The organism is Methyloligella solikamskensis, from assembly GCF_042676065.1.
GTDB lineage: Bacteria > Pseudomonadota > Alphaproteobacteria > Rhizobiales > Methyloligellaceae > Methyloligella > Methyloligella solikamskensis.
On record NZ_JBHTJO010000001.1, the window covers coordinates 523702 to 546825 of the forward strand.

At 64.3% G+C, this 23124-nt stretch carries 23 protein-coding genes; 16 read left to right on the top strand and 7 right to left on the bottom strand.

Annotated elements, in window-relative coordinates:
• Nucleotides 1-15: 15 nt before the first annotated feature.
• The 5 genes from ACFQ2F_RS02600 to ACFQ2F_RS02620 all read left to right on the top strand — a co-directional run bounded on the left by ACFQ2F_RS02600 (nucleotide 16) and on the right by ACFQ2F_RS02620 (nucleotide 6416).
• The gene (locus tag ACFQ2F_RS02600; protein WP_379085274.1) at nucleotides 16-144 is read left to right on the top strand and encodes a hypothetical protein; all 129 of its coding nucleotides are present in this window, start codon (nucleotides 16-18) and stop codon (nucleotides 142-144) included.
• A complete protein-coding gene (locus tag ACFQ2F_RS02605) occupies nucleotides 141-935 on the top strand; it encodes a metal ABC transporter ATP-binding protein (RefSeq protein WP_379085277.1) in 795 nt (264 codons plus the stop codon). The genes ACFQ2F_RS02600 and ACFQ2F_RS02605 overlap by 4 nt, the downstream gene beginning before the upstream one ends.
• A complete protein-coding gene (locus ACFQ2F_RS02610; protein ID WP_379085280.1) occupies nucleotides 932-1822 on the top strand; it encodes a metal ABC transporter permease in 891 nt (296 codons plus the stop codon). Before ACFQ2F_RS02605 ends, ACFQ2F_RS02610 begins: the two co-directional genes overlap by 4 nt.
• Before the next feature lie 114 nt (nucleotides 1823-1936).
• The gene (ispG, locus tag ACFQ2F_RS02615; protein ID WP_379085283.1) at nucleotides 1937-3226 is read left to right on the top strand and encodes a flavodoxin-dependent (E)-4-hydroxy-3-methylbut-2-enyl-diphosphate synthase; all 1290 of its coding nucleotides are present in this window, start codon (nucleotides 1937-1939) and stop codon (nucleotides 3224-3226) included.
• A gap of 400 nt (nucleotides 3227-3626) precedes the next feature.
• Complete coding sequence (locus tag ACFQ2F_RS02620) at nucleotides 3627-6416, top strand: autotransporter outer membrane beta-barrel domain-containing protein (RefSeq protein ID WP_379085286.1); 2790 nt, start codon at nucleotides 3627-3629, stop codon at nucleotides 6414-6416.
• A 23-nt stretch (nucleotides 6417-6439) separates the two neighbouring features.
• On the opposite strand, the gene ACFQ2F_RS02625 is transcribed toward ACFQ2F_RS02620, so the two are convergent.
• Entirely contained in the window at nucleotides 6440-7345 is a 906-nt protein-coding gene (locus ACFQ2F_RS02625) for a polyprenyl synthetase family protein (protein WP_379085289.1), read from the bottom strand.
• Nucleotides 7346-7456: 111 nt separating this feature from the next.
• Here ACFQ2F_RS02625 and mtgA point away from each other — a divergent pair, with 111 nt between their 5' ends.
• The 4 genes from mtgA to ACFQ2F_RS02645 all read left to right on the top strand — a co-directional run bounded on the left by mtgA (nucleotide 7457) and on the right by ACFQ2F_RS02645 (nucleotide 11135).
• Nucleotides 7457-8194: a monofunctional biosynthetic peptidoglycan transglycosylase gene (mtgA, locus tag ACFQ2F_RS02630; RefSeq protein WP_379085292.1), complete on the top strand. Its 738-nt coding sequence runs from the start codon at nucleotides 7457-7459 to the stop codon at nucleotides 8192-8194.
• 124 nt (nucleotides 8195-8318) lie between these two features.
• On the top strand, nucleotides 8319-8507 hold the full coding sequence (gene rpmF, locus ACFQ2F_RS02635) for a 50S ribosomal protein L32 (RefSeq protein ID WP_379085295.1): 189 nt from the start codon (nucleotides 8319-8321) through the stop codon (nucleotides 8505-8507).
• A gap of 93 nt (nucleotides 8508-8600) precedes the next feature.
• Nucleotides 8601-8996, top strand: coding sequence for a hypothetical protein (locus tag ACFQ2F_RS02640; protein ID WP_379085298.1), 396 nt, complete (start codon nucleotides 8601-8603; stop codon nucleotides 8994-8996).
• A gap of 336 nt (nucleotides 8997-9332) precedes the next feature.
• The gene (locus ACFQ2F_RS02645) at nucleotides 9333-11135 is read left to right on the top strand and encodes an EAL domain-containing protein (RefSeq protein WP_379085301.1); all 1803 of its coding nucleotides are present in this window, start codon (nucleotides 9333-9335) and stop codon (nucleotides 11133-11135) included.
• 35 nt (nucleotides 11136-11170) lie between these two features.
• Here the strand turns inward: ACFQ2F_RS02645 and phaR are convergent, their stop codons facing one another.
• Nucleotides 11171-11794, bottom strand: a complete 624-nt coding sequence (phaR, locus tag ACFQ2F_RS02650) for a polyhydroxyalkanoate synthesis repressor PhaR (protein ID WP_379085304.1) — start codon at nucleotides 11792-11794, stop codon at nucleotides 11171-11173.
• 342 nt (nucleotides 11795-12136) lie between these two features.
• Here phaR and ACFQ2F_RS02655 point away from each other — a divergent pair, with 342 nt between their 5' ends.
• The 3 genes from ACFQ2F_RS02655 (at nucleotide 12137) to ACFQ2F_RS02665 (ending at nucleotide 15546) form a co-directional block, all read left to right on the top strand.
• The gene (locus tag ACFQ2F_RS02655) at nucleotides 12137-13318 is read left to right on the top strand and encodes an acetyl-CoA C-acetyltransferase (RefSeq protein ID WP_379085307.1); all 1182 of its coding nucleotides are present in this window, start codon (nucleotides 12137-12139) and stop codon (nucleotides 13316-13318) included.
• Between the two features lie 127 nt (nucleotides 13319-13445).
• Nucleotides 13446-14171, top strand: coding sequence for an acetoacetyl-CoA reductase (gene phbB, locus ACFQ2F_RS02660; RefSeq protein ID WP_379085310.1), 726 nt, complete (start codon nucleotides 13446-13448; stop codon nucleotides 14169-14171).
• 121 nt (nucleotides 14172-14292) lie between these two features.
• Nucleotides 14293-15546, top strand: a complete 1254-nt coding sequence (locus ACFQ2F_RS02665; RefSeq protein ID WP_379085313.1) for an adenylate/guanylate cyclase domain-containing protein — start codon at nucleotides 14293-14295, stop codon at nucleotides 15544-15546.
• A 79-nt stretch (nucleotides 15547-15625) separates the two neighbouring features.
• Here the strand turns inward: ACFQ2F_RS02665 and ACFQ2F_RS02670 are convergent, their stop codons facing one another.
• The gene (locus ACFQ2F_RS02670) at nucleotides 15626-16045 is read right to left on the bottom strand and encodes a cupin domain-containing protein (protein WP_379085316.1); all 420 of its coding nucleotides are present in this window, start codon (nucleotides 16043-16045) and stop codon (nucleotides 15626-15628) included.
• 98 nt (nucleotides 16046-16143) lie between these two features.
• Nucleotides 16144-16740, bottom strand: a complete 597-nt coding sequence (locus ACFQ2F_RS02675) for an FMN-dependent NADH-azoreductase (protein WP_379085319.1) — start codon at nucleotides 16738-16740, stop codon at nucleotides 16144-16146.
• A gap of 111 nt (nucleotides 16741-16851) precedes the next feature.
• On the opposite strand from ACFQ2F_RS02675, the gene ACFQ2F_RS02680 reads away from it, so the two are divergent.
• Nucleotides 16852-17238 (top strand): winged helix-turn-helix transcriptional regulator, encoded by a 387-nt coding sequence (locus ACFQ2F_RS02680; RefSeq protein ID WP_379085322.1) that lies wholly within the window; start codon nucleotides 16852-16854, stop codon nucleotides 17236-17238.
• 23 nt (nucleotides 17239-17261) lie between these two features.
• Here ACFQ2F_RS02680 and gloB read toward each other — a convergent pair whose 3' ends face one another.
• Complete coding sequence (gene gloB / locus ACFQ2F_RS02685) at nucleotides 17262-18023, bottom strand: hydroxyacylglutathione hydrolase (protein ID WP_379085325.1); 762 nt, start codon at nucleotides 18021-18023, stop codon at nucleotides 17262-17264.
• Between the two features lie 196 nt (nucleotides 18024-18219).
• On the opposite strand from gloB, the gene ACFQ2F_RS02690 reads away from it, so the two are divergent.
• A complete protein-coding gene (locus ACFQ2F_RS02690) occupies nucleotides 18220-18978 on the top strand; it encodes a methyltransferase domain-containing protein (protein ID WP_379085328.1) in 759 nt (252 codons plus the stop codon).
• Here the strand turns inward: ACFQ2F_RS02690 and metW are convergent.
• Nucleotides 18975-19634 carry a methionine biosynthesis protein MetW gene (gene metW, locus ACFQ2F_RS02695; RefSeq protein ID WP_379090570.1) on the bottom strand — a complete coding sequence of 220 codons (660 nt, stop codon included), beginning with the start codon at nucleotides 19632-19634 and terminating at the stop codon, nucleotides 18975-18977. The two genes, ACFQ2F_RS02690 and metW, sit on opposite strands and share 4 nt — an antisense overlap.
• Before the next feature lie 2 nt (nucleotides 19635-19636).
• On the bottom strand, nucleotides 19637-20842 hold the full coding sequence (gene metX, locus ACFQ2F_RS02700) for a homoserine O-acetyltransferase MetX (protein ID WP_379085331.1): 1206 nt from the start codon (nucleotides 20840-20842) through the stop codon (nucleotides 19637-19639).
• 185 nt (nucleotides 20843-21027) lie between these two features.
• Here metX and hisC point away from each other — a divergent pair, with 185 nt between their 5' ends.
• Together hisC and ACFQ2F_RS02710 are read left to right on the top strand one after the other, a co-directional pair.
• On the top strand, nucleotides 21028-22167 hold the full coding sequence (gene hisC / locus ACFQ2F_RS02705; protein WP_379090572.1) for a histidinol-phosphate transaminase: 1140 nt from the start codon (nucleotides 21028-21030) through the stop codon (nucleotides 22165-22167).
• A complete protein-coding gene (locus ACFQ2F_RS02710; protein WP_379085334.1) occupies nucleotides 22164-23114 on the top strand; it encodes a prephenate/arogenate dehydrogenase family protein in 951 nt (316 codons plus the stop codon). The genes hisC and ACFQ2F_RS02710 overlap by 4 nt, the downstream gene beginning before the upstream one ends.
• The last annotated feature ends 10 nt before the right edge of the window (nucleotides 23115-23124 follow it).

A 23124-nucleotide genomic window follows, 5' to 3' on the forward strand; every position in this document is an offset into this window, starting at 1 on the left:
AGCGGCAGCGCACAGATGCGTTCGGTTCCGGCCAGCCCCGGCATCGGGTTTTCGATGCTGCGGAGCTCGCTGCTGCAGCGGCTGACGATCGCGGTCTCCGCGCTGCTCGTGGTTTGGGGCGCCGTGCTGTGGGTGGTGACATGAGCGCTACCAAAACCTCGAATACTAAGACGCCTGAGACGCTGGTCGCCTTCGACGATGTGAGCGCAGGCTATGACGGAATACCGGTGCTGCGCGGGCTCGACGGCGCGGTGAAGCGCGGCGATCTCCTGGCTCTCCTGGGAGCGAACGGCGCGGGCAAATCCACGCTCTTCAAATGCATCACCGGCGAGGTGAGGCCGTTCTCTGGCACCGTCCGGCTGCACGATCTGCCGCGCGCCAAGATCGCTTATCTCCCTCAGCGCAGCGATATCGACCCGGGCTTTCCCATCTCCACCTTCGACGCCGTGGCCATGGGGCTGTGGCGGAAGATCGGCGCGTTCCAGGGTCTGAAGCGCGACGCGGAAGCGGAGGTCTGGGCCGCACTCGAGACGGTCGGGGTCGCCGGCCAGGCGGAGCGGCGGCTGGGTGTTCTATCCGGCGGTCAGTTCCAGCGGGCGATGTTCGCCCAGCTCATGCTTCAGGATGCCGATCTGATCCTGCTCGACGAGCCGTTCCAGGCGGTGGATCTGGAGACGGCGGATACGCTCATCTCGCTCATCGCCAAGTGGCACGACGAGGGGCGGACGGTCATCGCGGCGCTGCACGATGCGGCGCTGGTGCGAGACCGGTTTCCCAAGACATTGATCCTGGCGCGGGAGACCATCGCCTGGGGACCGACGTCCGAAGTGTTGACCTCGGCCAATCTTGCGAAGTCGGGCGAGGTGACCGCCGCATGGCAGGACGCGGAGCTCGGTCTCTCCGGTGAGCGCGCGCGGGAGCGGGTGAGCGTATGAGCCTCGGCGATCTCAACCCCTATCTGCTCGCGGAGCCCTTCATCACGGATGAGGCGATGCGGCGGGCGTTGGCTGCGTGTCTGGCGCTCTCCATCTCCGCGCCACCCATCGGCGTGTTTCTGCTCTTGCGGCGCATGAGCCTGGTGGGCGATGCGCTCTCCCATGCGATCCTGCCCGGTGTGGCCATCGGTTTTCTGATCGCGGGTGGCTCCTTCGTGGCCATGAGCCTCGGCGGCTTCATCACCGGGCTGGTGGTGGCGTTCCTGTCGGGCGCTCTGGCGCGGGCAAAGCTTCTGACGGAGGATGCGAGCCTCGCCTCGTTCTATCTTCTGTCGCTCGCGCTGGGCGTCTTGATCGTCTCGCTGAAAGGCGCCGACGACGAGCTGCTGCATCTGCTGTTCGGGTCGGTGCTCGATCTCGACATTCCCGCCATGCTCCTCATGGCGGTGATCGCCACGGTCTCGGTCCTGGCGCTGGCGATCGTCTACCGGCCCTTGGTGGTGGAATGCTTCGACCGCGCCCTGCTGCATCAGGTGAGCGGCTGGGGCGCGCCTGCCCATTTCGTCTTTCTCGGCCTGCTGGTGATCAATCTTGTCGGCGCGTTCCAGGTGCTGGGCACGCTGTTGGCGGTGGGCATCATGCTGCTGCCTGCCATTACATCGCGGTTCTGGGCTGCCGGCGTCTCCGGCATGATCGGGGTGGCCGTCATGATCGCGACGGTCTCCTGCATCATCGGGCTGCTGATTTCCTATTACGGAGAGCTCGAGGCCGGCCCCGCCATCATCCTGACGGCGGGCGTCTTCTACGGGCTGTCGATCCTGTTCGGCACAGAGGACGGGATTTTGCTGCAGACCGTGCGCCGCCGGCGCGCCGCCAGCCTGACCTAGCTGACTTGCGGATCGGCGGGAGGGGTTCGTCCCAACCGCACCGGCGACCAAGCTTGCATGAGGCGACAGCTTGCGGACTGGTCTGCGGACCCCAAATCTGGTTTATCTGCCGCCATGTCTGAAGAAACCGCCAGAAGCCCCGAAGAGCGAGCCGCGTCCAGCCGCGACGGGCGCCGCTTCTCCGCGCCCGTCAATATCGGCGGCGTGATGCTCGGCGGCGATGCGCCCGTTGTGGTCCAGTCCATGACCAACACGGATACGGCGGATGTCGATGCGACGGTCGAGCAGGTGGCGGCACTGGCGCGGGCCGGTTCGGAGCTGGTGCGGATCACGGTGGACCGGGCTGAGTCCGCAGCCGCCGTGCCGAAGATCCGCGAGAAGCTTCTGGCGCTGGGCGCCGACGTGCCGCTGGTGGGCGACTTTCACTACAACGGTCACATCCTTCTGTCCGACTATCCGGACTGCGCCGCGGCGCTCGCCAAGTACCGGATCAATCCGGGCAATGTCGGCTTCAAGGACAAGAAGGACAAACACTTCGCCCAGATCATCGAGATCGCGAACACCCACGACAAGCCGGTGCGCATCGGCGTCAATTGGGGCAGCCTCGATCAAGATCTGCTGACCCGCTTGATGGACGAGAATGCGCGCTCGGAGACGCCGAAAGATGCCCGCGCGGTGATGCACGAGTCCCTCGTCCAGTCGGCGCTGCTCTCGGCGGCGCGCGCCGAGGAGCTCGGCATGGGGCCGGCGAAGATCGTGCTGTCGGCCAAGGTGAGCGCGGTGCAGGATCTCATCGCCGTCTATCGCATGCTTGGCGCTCGCTCGCCCTACGCGCTGCATCTGGGGCTCACCGAGGCGGGCATGGGGTCGAAGGGCATCGTGGCATCATCCGCGGCGCTCGCCGTGCTGCTGCAGGAAGGGATCGGCGACACGATCCGCATCTCGCTGACGCCGGAGCCGGGCGGCGACCGCTCGCTGGAAGTGAAGGTCGCTCAGGAGCTGTTGCAGAGCATGGGGCTTCGGGCCTTCGTGCCGCTGGTGGCGGCGTGCCCGGGCTGTGGGCGCACGACCTCGACGCGCTTCCAGGAGCTCGCTCAGGATATTCAGGGCTTCATCCAGACCTCGATGCCCGAATGGCGGACGCGCTATCCCGGGGTGGAAGATCTGAAGGTCGCGGTGATGGGCTGCATCGTGAATGGGCCGGGGGAATCGAAACATGCCGATATCGGCATTTCGCTGCCAGGCACGGGCGAGATGCCGGCGGCGCCGGTCTTCATCGACGGTGCCAAGGCGACCACCTTGCGCGGACCGACGCTGGCGGACGATTTCAAGGCGCTTGTGCTCGATTACATCGAGCAGCGTTACGGCCAGGGCCGGAGCTCCGGTCAGACAGCGGCCGAATAAACCTTCCCCGACAATCGCTTAGTTTTGCGTGTGCTGGAGGGCCCGCTTGCCCAGGCCGGACGGCCTTCGGGAGCGCCTGATATCATGCGCTACCAGAGGCGCGTGTCGCCAATGCCACAGGCCTGTGGCTAATTTCTCCAATGTCGCTCTTGTCACTGGACCGCTTGAGCCCACGCCGCCTAAGACAACCGTTGCGGCGAATGAATGATGTGATTTTCGAAGGGTGAGCATGCGTCGTTGCCGCAACAGGGACAGATCGCAGGACGCGCGATCGACATGCGCAGGGCTGGCAAGTCCTGAGGCCGCTGGCGCACCCAAATCAGCCTCTGCCAAATCGAATTCTCCGAAACCACGGAAGGTTCGACGCTCGGCGCTGCTTGGAACGGTCGCAGCCGGCGTCATGATGTTCGGCTATGGCCGGCCGGTGCGCGCGCAAGTGGTGCCTCCGGCGCCCCCCTGCAACATGGTCTCCGGCGGAACGGTGACCTGCACGGGCAATGTCTCCTCGGGCATCGATATCGATCAGTACGGGCCCGCGCCCGACACCTTCGACACGCTGATCGTCCGTGACGTGACCGCCGATATCACGCCGGCGTCCGGCGTGGACGGGATCTATTTCGGCAGCGAAGGCAGCGTCACGATCAATTCGGACACGACCGACGGTCCGGGCGGTCCGTTTGCCATCATCGCCACGGGATACAATACCCATGGCGTTCATGGCTTCTCCTATACCGGCACGACCATCATCACCCATCGGGGGGACGTGATCACCCGCGGCGATTACGCGGCCGGCATCTACGCGGAGAGCCTGAGCGGCACGACCGTCACCCATCGGGGCGACATCACCACCGAAGGTTATTCGTCTCCGGGCCTCGATGGGTTTTCCTATTCCGGCTCCGTTTCGATAACCCAAAGAGGCGAGATCACCACCCGGGGCGATTACGGCTACGGCATCTATGCGCTTGCCCCGGATGGCGGGGTCTCCATCAATCAGACCGGCACGATCCGGACCCGCGGCTATTCCGCCGACGGCATCTATGTGCAGGGCTACCGGTCTGCGGCCGTGAACCAGACCGGCGATATCTATACGCAAGGGGATTACGCGGCGGGCATCAACGCGGTGAGCTATTTCGGCGGGACGCGTATCACCCAGACCGGCAACATCACCACGACTGGTTATAGCGCCCCTGGTATCGCGGCTCTGGGCATCCGCGGTCCGGTCACTGTCGACCATACGGGCGACATCACCACGACCGGAGAGGAGTCATTCGGCATCCTCGCACAGTCCTACAGCGCGTCGCTCACGATCCGGAACGAGGGCCGGATCACCACGCGAGGTCCCTTCGCCGACGGCATTTCCGTCAATCACATCGGGCCGGGCACGGTCTCCATCACCCAGACCGGCGATATCGAGGTCTTGGGGAACGGTTCGGACGCGATCGACGTGAACCAGATCCCCGGCGTCGGGGCGAGCGTCGTCACGATCCGGGCGGGCAGCACGATCACAGGCGGTCCGGCGGGCGACGGTATCGACTTCGATGGCGGCGCGACCAACCGAGTGATCAACTACGGCACCATCACGACACGTGGCGAGAACGCCATCGAGGCTGACGGCTCCAGTGCTGAGACCGTCGACAACTACGGGACGGTGACCGGCAATATCGATCTCGGCCCCGGTTCCGACCGGTTCAACAACCGGGCGGGCGGTCTCTTCAATACCGGCGCCCGCGTCTTTCTCGGCACTGGCGAGCTGTTGCGGAATGCCGGCACGATGTCACCGGGCGGCACGGGACGGGTCCGCACCACGGCGCTGACAGGCAATGTGCTGCAGACGGGGAGCGGCATCTTTGCGGTCGATCTCAATCTCGGCAATGCCGCGGCGGACCGGCTGAACGTCTCCGGCACGGCAGAGCTCGAGGGCAACGTGAAGGTCTCGGTGCAGAACCCGGCGCGGCTGTCCCAGCGCTTCACGATCCTATCGGCAGCCGGGGGCACGACCGATAACGGTCTCGGCCTTCTCGCAAGCCCGGCGCTGCAGGCAGAGCTCCTCTATCCGAACCCGAACGATGTCGTGCTCGATGTCGCGGTGAATTTCGTGCCCGACGGCCTCAACCGCAATCAGCGCGCCATCGGCACCAACCTGAACACGGTTTTGGATGCGGGCGGTGGTACGCTGGACCCGGTCTTCCTCGGCCTCCTCAATGTCTACAGCCTCAAAGCCTATACGGATGCGCTGGATCAGCTCTCGCCGGAGATCTACGCCGATATCCAACTTTCGGCGGTCTACTCGGCCTCCGACTTCTCCGACAATCTTCTGAGCTGCCGGGTCAACGGCACCGACACCGCCTCCATCAACCGCGAGGGCCAGTGTCTATGGCTGGGCGCCAAGGGGCGCGACTTCGACGCGGACGCGACGTTCGAGGATATCGGCTTCGACGAAACGGCCGGTCAGTTCGCGGCGGGCGGCCAGGTTGCTCTGAACGGCGACTGGCGGCTTGGCGGCGGGCTCGGCTTCCAGAGCAGCTCGCTCTCCACGAGCAGCGGCGCCACCAGCGACGGCGAGCAGCTCCAGGGCGGTCTGGCGCTGAAATACAATCCCGGGCCGCTGCTGCTGGCGGGCGCGGTCAGCGGCGCCCATGGCTGGTACGAGACTCAGCGCACCATGAATTTCGGCGGCTTCTCGGAGAGCGCGGAGGCGAGCCACGATCTCGACGTGGTGCAGGGGCGACTGCATGGAAGCTACGTGCTCGGCAGCCCCACCCTCTATTACAAGCCGATGATCGATGCGGCTGTGACCAATGTCGATCTGGGTAACATCAAAGAACATGGCGCGGGCGGCGCCAGCCTCGCGGTGGACGGCGATCACACGGTGTTCAGCCTGTCGCCGGCGGTCGAGTTCGGCACCGAATGGTGGTGGTCGAACGGCACGCTGGTGCGCCCCTACGTGCGGGCTGGCGTCACCTGGTACAGCGAGGACGAGGTGACCGTGGCGGCCTCGTTTTCCGGCGCGCCGTCGAGCGTATCGCCCTTCACCATCGTCGCCGATACGGACAACGTGCAGGCGGATATCGCCGCTGGCGTGGAGCTGATCACCGCCGGGAACAGCAGCGTTCGCGTCTTCTATGACGGGCAGTTCGGCGACCGGGTCGCCGTCCAGGCCGCGGGCTTCAAGGCCGGCGTGAAATTCTGATCGGAGCTCTCGCGTCCGATACCTCAAGCCTTGCGCCGGGCAACGAAGCGGGCCGCTTCCATCAGGAGCACCGCGTCCTCCCCAAAGGGCCGGAGCGCTTCTTCGGCATCGGCGACGATTTCCTCGAGGCGCGTCTTCGCAGCATCGACACCCAACAGCGCGACCAGGGTTGCCTTGCCGCGCTCGGCATCCTTGGCGACCGCCTTGCCGGCGGCTTCGGCATCGCCTTCGTGATCGAGCAGGTCGTCGGCGAGCTGGAAGGCCTGGCCGAGATCTTTGCCGTAGCGGATGAGCGCGGTCTTCTGGGTCTCGTCGGCGCCGCCGAGAATGGCGCCGGCTTCGCAGGCAAAGCGGAACAGCGCGCCGGTCTTCATGGCCTGGAGCCGGAGCACCTCGTCCAGGCCGAGGGATTTACCTTCCGCCGCGAGATCGAGGGCCTGGCCGCCGACCATGCCGTTGGTGCCGGCGGCCTTGGCGAGCGCCAGAACGAGGGCGTTGCGGATCGCGGGATCGGGATTCGTCTGCGGATCAGCCAGGGTCTCGAACGCCAAGGTCAGAAGCGCATCGCCGACCAGGATCGCGGTCGCTTCTTCATAGGCGACGTGAACCGTGGGACGGCCGCGGCGCATCTCATCGTCGTCCATGGCGGGCAGGTCGTCATGGACCAGGGAATAGGTATGGAGGCATTCCAGGGCGGTCGCGGTTGGCATGGCGGCTTCTTCCGACACGCCGAACAGCGCTGCGGATCTTATGACGAGATATGGACGGATACGCTTTCCGCCGCCCAGCAGCGCATGGCGCATAGCCTCGCCGACCTGCGCCGGCCCTTCGCCGCCGAGATGCCGGTCGAGCAGATTGGCAAGGTGGCGGTTCGTGAGGTCCGCCACCCGGTCGAGCTCGGTCTGAAAGGTCTCGTTCGGAGAGGTCATTTGTCCCAAAGGTCCGGCGCGGTCGCCCGCTCATATCGCGCGGACACTAATCCTACGTTGCTCGATCCGGCAACCGGACGCTAAAAGCGGAACGCATGGGTGGTGAATTTCATGGGTGACCAGGGCGACGAGCAGTCCGGCGGGGAAGAAGAGGGGCCGTCCACAGCGATGGTTTGGATCAAGCGTATTCTGGGTGCGCTGGTGCTGCTCGCGGTCGCCTATGGGGTGGCCGTGCTGTTGGCCATCGTGGTCTTCCGCTTTGTCGATCCGCCTTTCACGCCGCTGATGGCCATCGAAAAGCTGAAGGGCGAGACCCTGAAGCGGGACTGGGTGCCGCTCGAGAAGATCTCCAAGAACTTGCCGGTCGCGGTCATCGCGGCCGAGGACGGGCAGTTCTGCCGCCATCACGGAGTCGATTGGAACGCGGTGCGGATCGCCCTCAAAGAGGCGAGCCGGGGCGGCGAGCCGCGCGGGGCCAGCACGATCCCCATGCAGACGGTGAAGAACCTGTTCCTGTGGCCGAGCCGGAGCTATCTGCGGAAGCTTCTCGAGGTCCCACTCGCCTATATCAGCGTGGCGGTCTGGGGGAAGCCGCGGGACATGGAGATCTATCTCAACGTGGTGGAGTGGGGTCCCGGGGTGTTCGGCGCGGAAGCCGCGGCGCGATATCACTTCGGCAAGCCGGCTTCCCAGCTCACCCAGTGGGAGGCGGCGTTGCTCGCCGCGGCCCTGCCCAACCCAATCGTGCGGCGGCCCGGCCGGCCCGGACCGGTGACCCGCGCCGTGGCGGGCGCGATCCAGGGCCGGATGCCGCTGATTGCCAAGCGCAGTGATTGCGTCTTCGAGTAAGCTGGTTTATTGGGGCGGCAAAAGGCGGCTCTCGCCTCTGGCCAGCCCGCGACATACCTATTATAAGGGCGGTCGAGAAAGACCCGGGGCGCAACCCTGGAAGATGCATTAGGATAATTGAACTATGGCTGTTCCGAAGAGAAAGGTCACGCCCATGCGGCGCGGCAATCGCCGGTCGCATGACGCTCTTAAGTCCCCGTCCTATGTGGAGGACAAGGAGAGCGGTGAGCTGCGTCGGCCCCATCATATCGATCTGAAGTCCGGCAAGTATCGCGGACGTCAGATTCTGGAGGAGGCCGGCGACGAGGTCTAAGGACCGTCCGGCAAACCCCTAAACGAGGTCGAGGCTTTGGTGGTTGTAGAACCCCATTCAGGCGGCGGCAGACGGCGAGAGAGTGGCGGCAACTTGCTGACATTCATTCCGCTACTGCTGCTGTCCGTGATTCTGTATGCCGGCCTCGCTCTTGTGGGCGTCGACTTCAACGCGACCCTGTTCGATGTGCCGCTGCCGTCAGGCGGGCGCTGGGCCTTCACGGCCATGGATGCCGTGATGGTCTTCACGCTGTTTCTGCTGTTCATCGAAATCCTGAAATCGACCAAGACCGGCGGCAATTCGGTGTTCGATCACGCCATGTCGCTGCTGGTCTTCATCGTGTGCCTGATCCTGTTCCTGGTCTGGGATCTGGCCGCCACGTCGCTGTTCTTCCTGATCACCATGGTGACCCTGATCGATGTGGTCGCCGGCTTCTCGGTGACGATCCGGGCGGCGCGACGCGACTATGCCTTCGGCGGGGATATGTAGGCCCGCCGCTTGGCCCGCCCAGCACCGGTTAGAGACCCAGCCTCCACATTATCGTTTTAACGTCTTCCTTTTGGCCCGCGAGCTCCCCATGTGCTGACGGCGCGAGCGCCCGTTTGCCGCAATACAAACAATTGTGCGTATTCGGGTAGTCGCTGGTAAACTACGGCAAGACAAAGACCCCTGGATACAGGGGGAAATCGTGTGTTGTGCCGGCGATAAGCCTGTTTGTGTGAAGCTCGATTCTGCCGTTGTTAAGGGGTCCACCCTTATGTTTCCCGGCAATAGAGGCCTACGCATGAGATAGGCCCGGGGCGCAAACAGGGGAGTTGGCTGCAAGTGGCGACGTCTTGGAGAGACCCTTCCGGCCAAGGGCGCGGAGACACCGCACGGAAGAGCGACGAAGCCGAGATCGGCTTTTCGGAGTCCGACGAGGCCCGCAATTCCGAAGCTCACCACACGATCACACTGGAGGACGTGCTGCACACCATGGGCGAGACGGCCTATCGGTGGGACATGCAGCGCGACCTGATCTCCTGGGCGGAGAATGCCGCCACAGTCCTCGACGTACCAGATCTCAAGAAGCTGAACAGCGGCCGGGCTTTCGGGCTCCATGTGGATGCCGAGCATGCCGGCCCGCGCTTCGAGGCGCTCACCGGCGGGCCGAAGCGCACGGCCAATAGCGAGATCCGCTATCGTACTCAATACCGTTTTCTTCCCGACGGCCGACGCGGCAGCAAGGCCCGCTGGCTTGAGGAGATCGGCCGGTGCCGGATCGGTCCTGACGGCAAGCCCGCGCGTGTCGAGGGCACCATCCGGGTTATCGACGATTGGAGCGAGAAGGAGCAGCGGCTCGAGTTTCTCGGCAGCCATGACGAGCTGACGGGTCAACTCAACCGGACGGGTCTGACGGAGCGGCTGGCTGAGATGCTGTCGAGCGCCGGTCCGAAGCATGACGGCGCCCTGCTGCTGGTGGCGGTCAACGACCTCACCCTCATCAACGAGACCTACGGCTTCGATATCGGCGATCAGATCATCGCCATGGTCGGACGCCGGCTGTCGCGGGCGCTGCGCGGCAAGGATTGCGTGGGGCGCTTCGCCTCCAACAAGTTCGGCATCCTGCTGCACAATTGCCCGGGCAAGGGTGTCTCGGTGATCGCCAGGCGGCTGATGTCCCTGGTGGGCGATCGTCCATTCGAGACGGGTGCAGGCGGGATCACGGCCGGGGTTTCCGTCGGCGCGGTGAAGCTGCCCGAGCATGCGACCAACGCGCAGCTTGCGACGGGCCGGGCCCTGCAGGCGCTGGAGGCGGCGCGGACCAACCATAACGACCGCTTCATGCTGTATCAGCGCTCGGAGCGGCGAGAATCTGAGCGTCGGCGGGCCGCTTCCACGGCCGACGAGATCGTGCGGGCCCTGAACGACCGGCGCATGGTGCTGGCCATTCAGCCGATCGTGAAAGCGAAATCCCGCGAAATCGTGGCCTATGAAACCCTGCTGCGCATGCACAAGCCGGATGGTTCGATCCAGCCGGCCGGAGAGTTCATGCCGGTGGCCGAGAAGTTCGGCCTCTCCAAGCTGGTCGATGCGCGCGTACTGGAGCTGGTCGGCGAATTGCTCCGCATGAAGCCGACCGTGAAATTCTGCGTCAATGTCAGCCCGACGGTCTCCGGCGACCGGGACTGGCTGACCGGCCTTCAGGCGCTGGCCAATGTGGACCGCAGGCTCCCCGAACGGCTGATCGTGGAAATCAACGAGACGGCTGCGATCTCGAAGCTCGAAGAGATGACCAATTTCATCGCGGAGGTGCGGCGTCTCGGGACCCAGGTCGCGCTCGACGGGTTCGGCACGGGCTATAGCTCATTCCGCCATCTGGAGGGGCTGGGCATCGATCTGGTGAAGATCGACTCGTCCTTCATCGAGAACGTCACCGCCCGGGTGCAGGACGGGTATTTCGTCCGGACTCTGGTGGATCTGGCCGCCAATCTCGGCATCGCCACGGTCGGCGAAGGGGTTGGCGACGAGGCGACGGCAGAGGCGCTGGAGCGCGCGGGCATCGCCTTCATGCAGGGCTATTTCTTCGGCGGGCCGGAAATCGCGCCGAATGTGAGCAACAGCATCGGCCGGATCGATCTCGCCTGAGCTGCCCGCCGAACGCGATTCGATAGGGATTTAGGCTAGCCGGACCGGCGCGAAAGCTGCTCCAGGCGCTCCTGCATGGCAGAAAGCTCGGCTTTCAGGCTTTCGATCTCACCGCTCTTGTCGCGTTCCTGTGTCGCGGTCTCGCCGGTGTCGTAGGCCTGCGGGTCGATGCCGTTTTCGGCCTTCGACGGCTTGGCGCCGCCTTCGGTTCCAGAGAAGGGGGTGAAGAGGCCCATGGCGTGCTCGAAGGTCTCGAAATTCTTCCGAACCTGATCTTGCATTGCATCAAATGCGGCGGTGCCGAAATGCCCGCGATACTGATCCTGCTGCTTGGTGAGCGTGTTCAGGCTCATTTCCAGGTAGCTCGGAACGACCCTTTGGAGGCTGTCACCGTAGAACCGGATGAGCTGTCGCAAGAAGGGAATCGGCAGCAGATTTTCGCCGCGGCTTTCCTGCTCGACTATAATCTGCGTCAGCACCGCATGGGTGAGATCTTCGCCGGTCTTCGCGTCGAAAACCACGAAATCTCTTTCCGATCTTACCATTGTGGCAAGATCCTCGAGCGTCACATAGCTGCTCGTATCGGTGTTATAGAGCCGGCGATTCGCATACTTCTTGATGATGACCGGTTTGGCATCTTGTTCGCTATCGCGTGCCACGTCTTCTTGCTCCTAAAACCCTCTCGGCAACGTGCTGAGGGTTACTCTTTCCGCAACTGCGAAACAACTATCACGTTCTTTGTGCAGGGCACCAGAGGCTTTCCCTCAACGTTAAGGTGACGCTTGCTGCGCGGGCGCAGAAGGCTCATCTTGATGGGGAGTTTGGGAGAGGAAATCTGGGCCGTTCTCTTTGCACCTTCCTCGTCTGGCAGGAGCGATTCACGGTCATGCGGCGTTGTCACAAAACGCTGTCACGATGTGACGTCACTATGCCAGCAGGGGGGTGTCGACCCCGGCGCTTGCTGCTGTATAAGGGGCGGCCTGTAAAAAGCGGAGAGTGGAATGAAAGAGGAAGAGATCGTCATCGCCAGTGCCACGCGCACGCCTATCGGTTCTTTCAATGGCGGGTTGTCGACCGTGCCGGCCCATGAGCTCGGCGAGATCGTCATTCGCGCGGCTCTGGAGCGAGCCGGTGTGAAGCCCGAGGAGGTCGGCGAGGTGATCCTCGGTCAGGTGCTGACGGCCGGCGAAGGGCAGAACCCCGCCCGCCAGGCTGCGATCGGCGCCGGCGTTCCTGAAACCGCCACGGCCTTCACAATCAACCAGGTCTGCGGCTCGGGTCTGCGGGCTGTCGCGCTCGGCGCTCAGCAGATCGCGCTCAACAGCGCCGATATCGTGGTTGCCGGCGGTCAGGAGAATATGAGCCTGTCGCCCCACTGCGCGCATCTGCGCAGCGGCCACAAGATGGGCGACGTGAAGTTCATCGACACGATGATCAAGGACGGCCTGTGGGATGCCTTCAACGGCTACCACATGGGCAACACCGCTGAGAACGTCGCCGAGAAGTGGCAGATCACCCGCGATCAGCAGGACGAATTCGCGGTGAAGTCCCAGAACAAGGCCGAGGCCGCCCAGAAAGAGGGCAAGTTCAAGGACGAGATCACGCCGGTCACCGTCAAAGGCCGCAAGGGCGACACGGTGGTCGAGGACGACGAGTATATCCGTCACGGCGCGAAGCTCGAGGATGTCGCGAAGCTGCGCGCCGCCTTCGACAAGGAAGGCACGGTGACGGCAGGCAACGCGTCGGGGATCAATGACGGTGCGGCCGCCGTGGTCCTGATGAGCGCCGAAGAGGCGAAGAAGCGCGGTGTCGAGCCGCTGGCGAAGATCGTCTCCTGGGCGACCGCGGGCGTCGATCCGGCGGTGATGGGCTCCGGCCCGATCCCGGCGTCCAAGAAGGCACTGGAGAAGGCCGGCTGGTCCATCGGCGATCTTGATCTGGTCGAAGCCAACGAGGCGTTCGCGGCGCAGGCTTGCGCGGTGAACAAGGAACTCGGCTGGGACATGGACAAGGTCAACGTCAATGGCGGCGCCATCGCGATCGGCCATCCGATCGGTGCATCGGGCGCTCGTGTGCTCGTCACGCTGCTGCACGAGATGAAGAAGCGCGACGCCAAGAAAGGCCTCGCGACTCTTTGCATCGGCGGCGGCATGGGCATTGCCATGTGCGTTGAGCGGGACTAATCGTCCGGTTTGAGCTTACACTGGCGCGTCCGAGAACGCTTTTTCTAGCAACCTCTCGGGCGCGTTCGGTTTTCTAGGATGGGTTTAAGAAGACGAGCGGCCAATGCGCCGCGCAAGGGAGGAACGAATGGCACGTGTCGCTCTGGTGACCGGAGGTACGCGCGGTATCGGTGGAGCTGTCTGCAAGGCGCTCAAGGAGGCTGGCTACGACGTGGCGGCCACCTATGCCGGCAATGATGACGCCGCAAACAAATTCAAGGAAGAGACGGGCATCCCCGTCTTCAAATGGGATGTCGGCGATTACGCTGCCTGCGAGCAGGGTGTAGCCGAGGTGGAAGATCAGGTCGGTCCGATCGACATCCTGGTCAACAATGCGGGCATCACCAAGGATGCTCCGCTGCACAAGATGTCCTACGAGCAGTGGTCGGACGTGCTCCGCACCAACCTGGATTCCATGTTCAACATGACGCGCCAGGTGATCAACGGCATGCGCGAGCGGGGCTTCGGCCGCATCATCAACATCTCGTCGATCAACGGCCAGAAGGGCCAGGCGGGTATCGCCAACTACTGCGCCGCCAAGGCGGGCGATCTGGGGTTCACCAAGACCGTGGCGCTGGAGAATGCCAAGAAGGGCATCACCTGCAACGCCATCGCGCCGGGCTATGTGAACACCGATCTTCTGGCCAACGTGCCGGAAGAGGTCATGCAGAAGGCGATCTTGGCGAATATCCCGACGGGTCGTCTGGGTGAGGTCGATGAGATCGCCCGCTGCGTGACGTTCCTGGCGGCGGACGACGCGGGCTGGATCACCGGCTCGACTCTGTCGATCAACGGCGGCCAGTACATGATCTAAAGACGCTGGCGGCCGTCACAAGGTCTGCGCGGCTTCGACGCGCGGTCGCCATAATGCGTTCCGATATAGTTGGGGCGCGTCCGTCCGGGCGCGTCCCTTTCTTTTGCGCGAAGACCTTTTCATGCCCGATACCAAACCCGTTCGAGTGCTTTACATCGAAGACGACGAAGGCCTCGCCCATCTTGTGAAGAAGGGGCTGGAGCGGCGCGGGCTGCTGGTCGACATCGCCAATCGCGGCCAGCTCGGCCTGGAGCGGGTGACCGCGGGCGGAATCGATGTGGTCGCGCTCGACCACTACATGGCCGATCAGGACGGGCTGACCACGCTGGAAGCGATCCAGAAGCTCGCCGATCCACCGCCGGTGGTTTATGTGACCGGCACGGACGACAGCCGGATCGCGGTCGCGGCGCTGAAGCTCGGCGCGGCGGACTACGTCATCAAGGAGGTGCAGGAGGACTTCATCGCCCAGCTCTCCGCGGCGCTCAACTCGGCGCGGCGCATGCAGTCCATGCGCCAGGCGCGGGAGGCGGCGGAGCTGGAGGTCCGGCGCAAGAACCAGGAACTGGAGGCGCTGTCCAAGAAGCTCTCCAAATATCTCGCGTCCCAGGTCTACGATTCCATCTTTACCGGCGAGCAGAGCGTGGAGCTCGCCTCCAGCCGCAAGAAGCTGACGGTGTTCTTCTCCGATCTCGTCGATTTCACGGGAACGACGGAGCATCTGGAATCGGAGGAGCTAACCAACCTCCTCAACCACTACCTCACCGAGATGGCGAAGATCGCCAACGCCTATGGCGCCACCATCGATAAATATATCGGCGATGCGGTTCTCGCCTTCTTCGGCGATCCGGAGTCGCGGGGCTATCAGGAGGATGCGTCGGCCTGCGTGCACATGGCGGTGGCCATGCAGCGGCGCATGGAGGAGCTGCGTGACGAGTGGCGCGCCTTCGGCATCGAGCGTCCCTTCGCGCTCCGCATCGGCATCAACACCGGCTTCTGCACGGTGGGGAATTTCGGCAGCGAAGACCGGATGGACTACACGATTATCGGCAATGTGGTGAACGGTGCGTCCCGGCTGCAGGTGAGCGCCGGCAGCGGCGGCATCCTGATCGGCCACGAGACCTATGCGCTTGTGAAGGACGAGGTGATCGCGGAGGAGCGGCCGGCGATCACGGCCAAGGGCTTCGCCGAGCCGGTGCGCTGCTATCAGGTGCGCGGCCTTTATGAGGATCAGGTTCAGGAAGGCAGCGCGATTCGTGAGGAGTCCGACGGCTTCCGCCTACTCATCGATATGGAGCGGGCGGAGCGGAGCGATGCGATCGCCAAGCTCGAGGCGGCGCTCACTCGGCTGAAGGCCAGTAGCTGGGATTTGAACTAGGTCTTGGATCGTGTCTCCTTCGAGGCATGGCTTTCAGCCATGCACCTCAGGATGACGCGGTGTTGAGGTGGTGAGTGACCTAAGGCTCCCAGCCCTCGGGCGCCAGCTCGAACCCTTCGAACTCGAAGCCCGGTGCGACGGTGCAGCCGACCAGCACCCAGTCGCCGTCGGGCTTGGCGGCCTGCCATGCATCGGCGGGCACCACGGCCTGGGGCACGTCGCCGGCCGCCCAATCGGACCCTAAGCGGATTTCCCGGCGGTCTTCGCCTTCCGCAATGGTGAGGGTGAGCGCGCCACCCCCGTACCAATGCCACGTCTCGCAGGCATCGACCCGGTGCCAGCGGGATTCCTCGCCGTTCCGCAAGAGATAGAGGATGGCCGTCGAATGGGCCCGGCCATTCTCGCCTGGGGTGTCCCGGAAGGTTTCGCGGAAATGGCCGCCTTCGGGATGGGGCTCCAGCTTCAGGCGCGCGATGATCTCTTCGGCGGTGTCTTTCACGCTCGGGCTCCGGATAGTCGAATCGGCGGCTTCAGGATGGGGGCGAATGAACGTTGCGTCCAGTCGCCCTGCGAACGGGTACCGGACGCTCCCTGTCCTCACGCCGCCTGGACCTCGGCGGCCTTGTCGAGGGCGCCCGCGACGGCCCGCTCGCGCTGTTCGGGGCCGACCGCGATGCCTTCGGCCACGATGATCTCCGGGTTGTCGATGCCGATGAAGGCGAAGACGGAGCGCAGATAGCTCTCCACGTGCTCGAAGTCGGAAGCGGGAGACCCCGGGCCATAGAACCCGCCGCGGGAGACGGCGACGATCACCCGCTTGCCGCCGACAAGCCCTTCGGCACCGTTCTCGGTGTAGCGGAAGGTCTTGCCCGCAACGAGGACGCGGTCGAACCACGCCTTGAGCTGGGTGGGGATGGTGAAATTGTACATGGGCGCGCCAATGACCACGACGTCCGCGGCCAGGAACTCGTCGAGCATGGCTTGGCCGGCTTCCAAATCCGGCGGCGGGGCGGACGTCTGATCCTGGCCGATATGAGCGGCGGTCAGGTGGCTGGGCGGGTTTGCGGCCAGGTCGCGATAGACGATCTCGGCGTCGGGCGTCTGCGTTTTTAGCCGCTCTACGATGGCGGCGGAGACGGCGCGGCTGACCGAGTTATCGCCCAGGATGCTCGCGTCCAGGTGAAGCAGTTTCATAGCCTTTGACCTTTGGTATAAATTGGTAACTGAGGCTATCTTGGTGCCTATGAAAAACCGCGCAAGAAGGCACTTTTCTGGAACCTAGGCACAGGATTGGGAGCCGGTAACATGACTGTAACCGAAGACGTCACGCCCCTGCACGAGACGAGCGATTGCCGGGCAGTCAGCGCCGTGCTCGGGCGCGTGGGCGATAAGTGGAGCGTGCTGATCATCAGCCGTCTGGGGGATGGGACCTGCCGGTTCAACGAGCTGAAGCGCATGATCGGCGGCATCTCCCAGCGGATGCTCACCCTCACCTTGCGGGGCCTGGAGCGGGACGGGCTGGTGACGCGCACGGTCTTCCCGACCGTGCCGCCACGAGTGGAGTACGAGCTGACGGCGCTAGGGCAGTCCTTGCGCGAGCCGGTCGATGCGCTCGCGGCATGGGCCCTGGAGCATCAGCCGGAGATCGCCGCCGCCAACCGCCTATACGACCAGCGAAGCCAGAGCAGCTGAGCGCGCAGGCGCGTGCGCCATCTTCAAAACGCGTCCTTGCGGCGCCTGATCTCGCCGAAGACTTCCTCAAGCGGTCTGCCCTGCATGCCGAGACGCTCCTGGATCTCAGGGCTGTCGGGCCGCAGGAAGGGGTTGGTCTCCAGCTCCTGTCCAAGCGTCGTCGGCAGGGTCGCCTTGCCTTGGCGGCGCAGCTCGTCCACCTGCTTGGCCCGGGCCTGGAGGGTCGCGTTCTCCGGCTCGATGGTCAGGGAGAAGCTGGCATTCTTCTGGGTATATTCGTGGCCGCAGTAGATCTTGGTCTCCGGTGGCAGCTTCATGAGCTTCTGAAGGGAGGCCCACATGGTCTTGGCGTCGCCTTCCATCAGCTTGCCGCAGCCGAGAGAGAAGATCGTGTCGCCGACAAAGGCGGCCGGCTCATCCAGGAAGAAATAGGAGATGTGGCCGGCCGTGTGGCCGGGCGTCTCGATCACTTGCGCCTTCATGTTGCCGACCTCGACCGTGTCGCCTTCCTTCACGGTGACGTCGAGACCCGGAATGGTCTCCTGCTCCGCTTCGGGTCCAACGACGATGCAGCCGCTCGCCTTCTTCAGGGCGACGATGCCGGCGGTATGGTCGTGATGGTGGTGGGTGACGAGAATATGGGTGAGGATCCAGCCCTTCTCGCTCAGGGCCTGGCGAACGTCATCCGCGTCAGGCGCATCGATCGCCGCCGTGGCCTCGGTCGCTGGATCGTGCAAAAGCACTCCGAAATTGTCTCCCCGTGTGGGGAATTGGTAGATCTCCATGCCGCTCCCTTTGCATGTTGACGTTTCCGTTCCGGCCCGAACGCGCGGGCGCCCATCCCTCTCTAGGGCTTTGCTCACCTTTTCCGGTAAGACTCACGCTGTCCGGTGCCGGGAAAAATTCTAGCAGTTCGGGAATGGTTACGAAAACGGCTGGACGGCCGCAGCCGGTTGAGAGGAAGGACACGAGCAGGACGCCATGCATCTCGACGTCGTCGATCTGAAGGAATTCTACACCTCGCCGCTCGGTCATGTGGTGCGCCGGCTGCTGGGTCCGCGGCTGCGCGCGCGCTGGTCGAATCTGGAGGGACTCGATCTCTACGGGCTTGGCTACGCCACGCCCTATCTCGGCGCCTTCAAGGACGAGGCGAACACGCTGGGTGCGCTGATGCCGGCGGAGCAGGGGGTGATCTCCTGGCCCAACCCGGGGCCGCGGCGCAGCGTGCTGGTGGAGGAGACGGAGCTTCCGCTGCTGGACGGGGCCGCCGACCGGCTGCTTCTCGTGCATCTCCTGGAAGGTACCGAGGATCTCCGCAACGTGCTTCGCGAAGTCTGGCGGGTGCTGGCACCGCACGGGCGCCTTCTGGTCATCGTGCCCAACCGCCGCGGGCTCTGGGCGCGGGTCGAGACGACGCCGTTTGGATCGGGCCGCCCCTTCAGCAAGTCACAGCTTTCGCGTCTGCTGCGCGATGCGTCCTTCGTGCCGGAGCACTGGCAGCACGCGCTCTACATGCCGCCCTTCAACTACCGTTTCCTGCTGAAATGGTCGTTGTTCTGGGAGCGGCTGGGCCTGGTGCTTTGGCCCGCCTTCTCCGGCGTGATCATGGTGGAGGCCTCGAAGCAGGTCTATGGCGCCGTTCCGTCCAAGGCGAAGCGCAGGCGGGCCGGGCGGTTCGCGCCCGTGCCGGCGGGCGCAGTCGCGCCGTTCCAGCGGGATGGGGCGTCCGAAGAGCGCTAGCGGGTCAGCAGGAAGACGGCCTGCTCGCCGAACAGGTTCTGGGCGAAAAAGGGCATGGTGAAGCCCAGCCGGTAGCCATAGGCGTTCAGCACCTCGGCGCGCTCGACCTTGGCGCCGAGCTCACCGCACAGCGCGGCGAAATCCTTGATGCTGCAAAGATGGATGTTCGGCGTTTCGTACCAGGTGTCGGGCAGGTAGGAGGTGCGCGGCATGGTGCCCTTGAACAGGAGCTGAGTCCGCATCCGCCAATGGCCGAAATTTGGGAACGACACGATCACGTGGCGGCCGATGCGCAGGAGCTGCTCCAGGACCTCCTTCGGCCGGCGCGTGGCCTGGATGGTCTGGCTCAGGATGACATAGTCGAATGCGTCGTCCGGGTAGTAGACGAGGTCTCGATCCGCATCGCCCTGGATAACGGAGAGCCCTTGCGCCACGCAGGCATTCACGCCCTGCTGGGAGAGCTCGATGCCGCGGCCGTCCACATCGTGCTTGTCGGAGAGGATGCGCAGCAGCCCGCCATCGCCGCAGCCGATATCGAGCACCCGGGAGCCGCGAGTGACCATTTCCGCGATCAGCAGGAGGTCGATACGGGAGGTGTCGGGTTTGCGCGCGGTCTCGTCCTTGCGGACGGTGGAGGCGTTGGGGTGCACGTTCATCGTCATGCGTCTCCCTCGCCAGAGCCCTTAACGCCGCGCTTGGTGGCGGCGGCGTCCAGAAACCCGCTGACAGTATCGAACAGCTCCGGCTCGTGAAGCAGGAAGGCGTCGTGGCCCTTGTCGGATTCGATCTCGACGAAGCTGACATTGGCGGCCACCGCGTTCAGGGCGTGCACGATCACCCGGCTCTCCTCGGTGGGGAAGAGCCAGTCGCTGGTGAACGAGATCAGGCAGAAGCGCGTGTCGGTATCGCGGAACGCGTTGGCCAGCACACCGCCATGGTCCGCCGCCAGATCGAAATAGTCCATGGCGCGGGTGACGTAGAGATAGCTGTTCGCATCGAAGCGGTCGACGAAGCTGGCGCCTTGGTAGCGCAGATAGCTTTCCACCTGGAAGTCTGCGTCGAAGCCGAAGGTGACCTTGTCGCGGTCCTGCAGGTTGCGGCCGAACTTCCGGTAGAGCGCCTGATCGGACAGATAGGTGATGTGGGCGGCCATGCGGGCCACGGCGAGCCCTTTGCGGGGCAGCTTGCCTTCGTCGATATAGCGGCCCTGGCACCAATCCGGATCGGCCATGACGGCCTGGCGGCCCACCTCGTGGAAGGCGATGTTCTGGGACGAGTGGCGCGCGGCGGAGGCGATGGGGATCGCCGAGAACACCCGGTCCTTATATTTCGCCGCCCATTCCAGCACCTGCATGCCGCCCATGGAGCCGCCGATGGCGCAGAGAAGCTGGTCGATACCGAGATGGTCGAGCAGGCGCGCTTGGGCCCGGACCATGTCACCGATGGTGATGACCGGGAAGTCGGGGCCGTAGGCCTTGCCCGTCTCCGGATTTTCGGAGCTGGGGCCGGTGGAGCCCATGCAGCCGCCCAGCACGTTCGTGCAGATGATGAAATACTTGTCGGTATCGATGGGCTTGCCCGGACCGATCATGGTCGTCCACCAACCCGGCTTGCCCGTGATGGGGTGCTCGTTGGCGGCGTGCTGATCGGCGGTCAGCGCATGGCAGACGAGGACGGCATTGGTCTTGTCCGCATTCAGCGTGCCGTAAGTTTTATAGGCGATGGAGAACGGCAGCGTGCCGCCGCAATCCAGCGGCAATGGCTGGTCGGCCGGAAAATGGACGATCTCGCTCGAGGGATTGGAAATCTCTGCCAATCTGAGCGATTTCTCCGAAAAGGCCTCCGCTTTGGGGGTCTCGCTCATTTCGCCTACTCGCACCTCTCTTCGAGGGCCTTGGAACACTCCTAGGCACCGCTAGCTATGCCCTTACAGCGATAAGTCAATCATTCTTTCCTTTGCTTTTACTGAAGGATTGGTCCTATCACAGGGCGCTGGCCGCTAGCGGCCATACCGATTTTTCTGTTTATCAGCCTCAGGAGTTTTCGGACATCATGGCGAAGCGCAAGCTAGCCCCGCGTCCGGGGATTCTCGATATCGAGCCTTACGTTCCGGGCAAGAGCAAGGTCGACGGCGGCGGCCCGGTCACCAAGCTGTCTTCGAACGAGAACCCTTTCGGCGCCTCGCCCAAGGCGGTTGCCGCGTTCAAGGCGGCGGCGGATCAGCTCTCCCTCTATCCGGAGGGCTCGGCCGCAGCGCTGCGGCAGACCATCGGCGATTTCTACGGGCTCGACCCGGCGCAGATCGTCTGCGGCGCGGGTTCGGACGAGATATTGAGCCTTTTGGCGCAGGCCTATTTGGGGCCCGGCGACGAGGCGGTCTACAGCCGCCACGGGTTCCTCGTCTATCCGATCGTGATCATGGCGAGCGGGGCGACGCCCGTGGTCGCCCAGGAGACGGACCTGACAGCGGATGTCGACAATCTGCTGGCGTGCGTCACCGAGCGCACGCGGGTGGTCTATATCGCCAATCCGAACAACCCGACGGGCACGTATCTTTCGTTCGAGGAGCTGAAGCGCCTGCGCGACGGGCTGCCCGAAGATGTGCTGCTGGTGATCGACGCGGCCTATGCGGAATACGTGCTGAAGGAAGATTATCAGCCGGGGATCGCGCTTGTGGACGCTGCGGCGAACACGGTCATGACGCGCACCTTCTCCAAGATCTACGGGCTCGCCTCGGCGCGGGTCGGCTGGGCCTATTGCCCGCCGGATATCGCTGGCGTGCTGAACCGTATCCGGGGGCCATTCAACCTGACCGGACCTTCGGTCGCTGCCGGCGTGGCGGCCCTGGAAGACCACGAATTCGCGCTCGACTCGGCGGAGCATAACCGCGCCTGGCGCAAGGTTCTAACGGACGAGCTGGAGAAGCTCGGCCTCGGCGTGACGCCGAGCGCGGCCAATTTCGTGCTGGTGCATTTCCGGGAAAAGGAAGGCTGCGACGCGGCCGCCGCGGATGCGTTCCTGCAGGCGAGCGGCATCATCGTGCGCCGTATGGAGGCTTACGGTCTGCCGGGCGCCCTGCGGATCAGCGTTGGTACCGAGCCGCAGAACCGGGCCCTGCTGGCGGTGCTCAAGAGCTTCGTGGAAGGCGTGCCCGCCGCGCAAATCAAGAACGGTGCGGGCGCGGCATGAGCCAAAAGATCTTCGAAAACGTCGCGATCCTCGGCCTCGGCCTGATCGGGTCCTCGCTGGCGCATGGCTTGCGCGACAAGGGGCTGGCTTCGCGGGTCGTCGGCTATGACGCCTCGGAGGACGTACGCGCCCGGGCCGAGAAGCTTGCCTTCTGCGACGAGATCGCCGCGACGCCTGAAGACTCGGTCAAGGATGCCGATCTCGTGGTCCTTTCCATGCCCGTGGGTGCCACCGGCGAGGCTGCGAAGTCGATCGCCGGCGCGCTGAAGCCGGGGGTGATTGTCACCGATGTGGGCGGTGTGAAATCGGCGGTCATCACCAAGGTCGAGGCGGCGCTACCAGAGGAAATCGCCTTCGTGCCGGGCCATCCGATCGCGGGCACGGAGCATTCGGGTCCGGAAGCCGGTTTCGGCTCGCTGTTCGAAGGGCGCTGGGCCATCCTGACCCCGTCGGACCGGACGACGGATGCGGCGCTCCAAAAGATCAGCGACCTTTGGCACGCGCTCGGCTCCGACGTTGAGACCATGACGCCGGAGCATCATGATCTGGTGCTTGCGACGACCAGCCATCTTCCCCATCTGATTGCGTTCAATATCGTCGGCACGGCGGCGGACATGGAGGAAGTGACCCGGTCTGAGGTGATCAAGTTCTCTGCGGGCGGCTTCCGCGACTTCACCCGGATCGCGGCGTCGGATCCGGTGATGTGGCGGGATATCTTCCTCAACAACAAGGAAGCCGTGCTGGAGATGCTGGGCCGGTTTTCGGAGGATCTGGCTGCGGTGCAGCGGATGATCCGCTGGGAAGACGGGGATGCGCTCCAGGACCTCTTCACCCGCACCCGGGCGATCCGGCGCGGCATCATCGAGGCGGGCCAGGAGACGGAGGCCCCGGATTTCGGCCGGCGCGCCGCCCAGAGCGAAAAGGGCGGGGCGAAGAGCGAGAGCTGAAGAGCGGCGA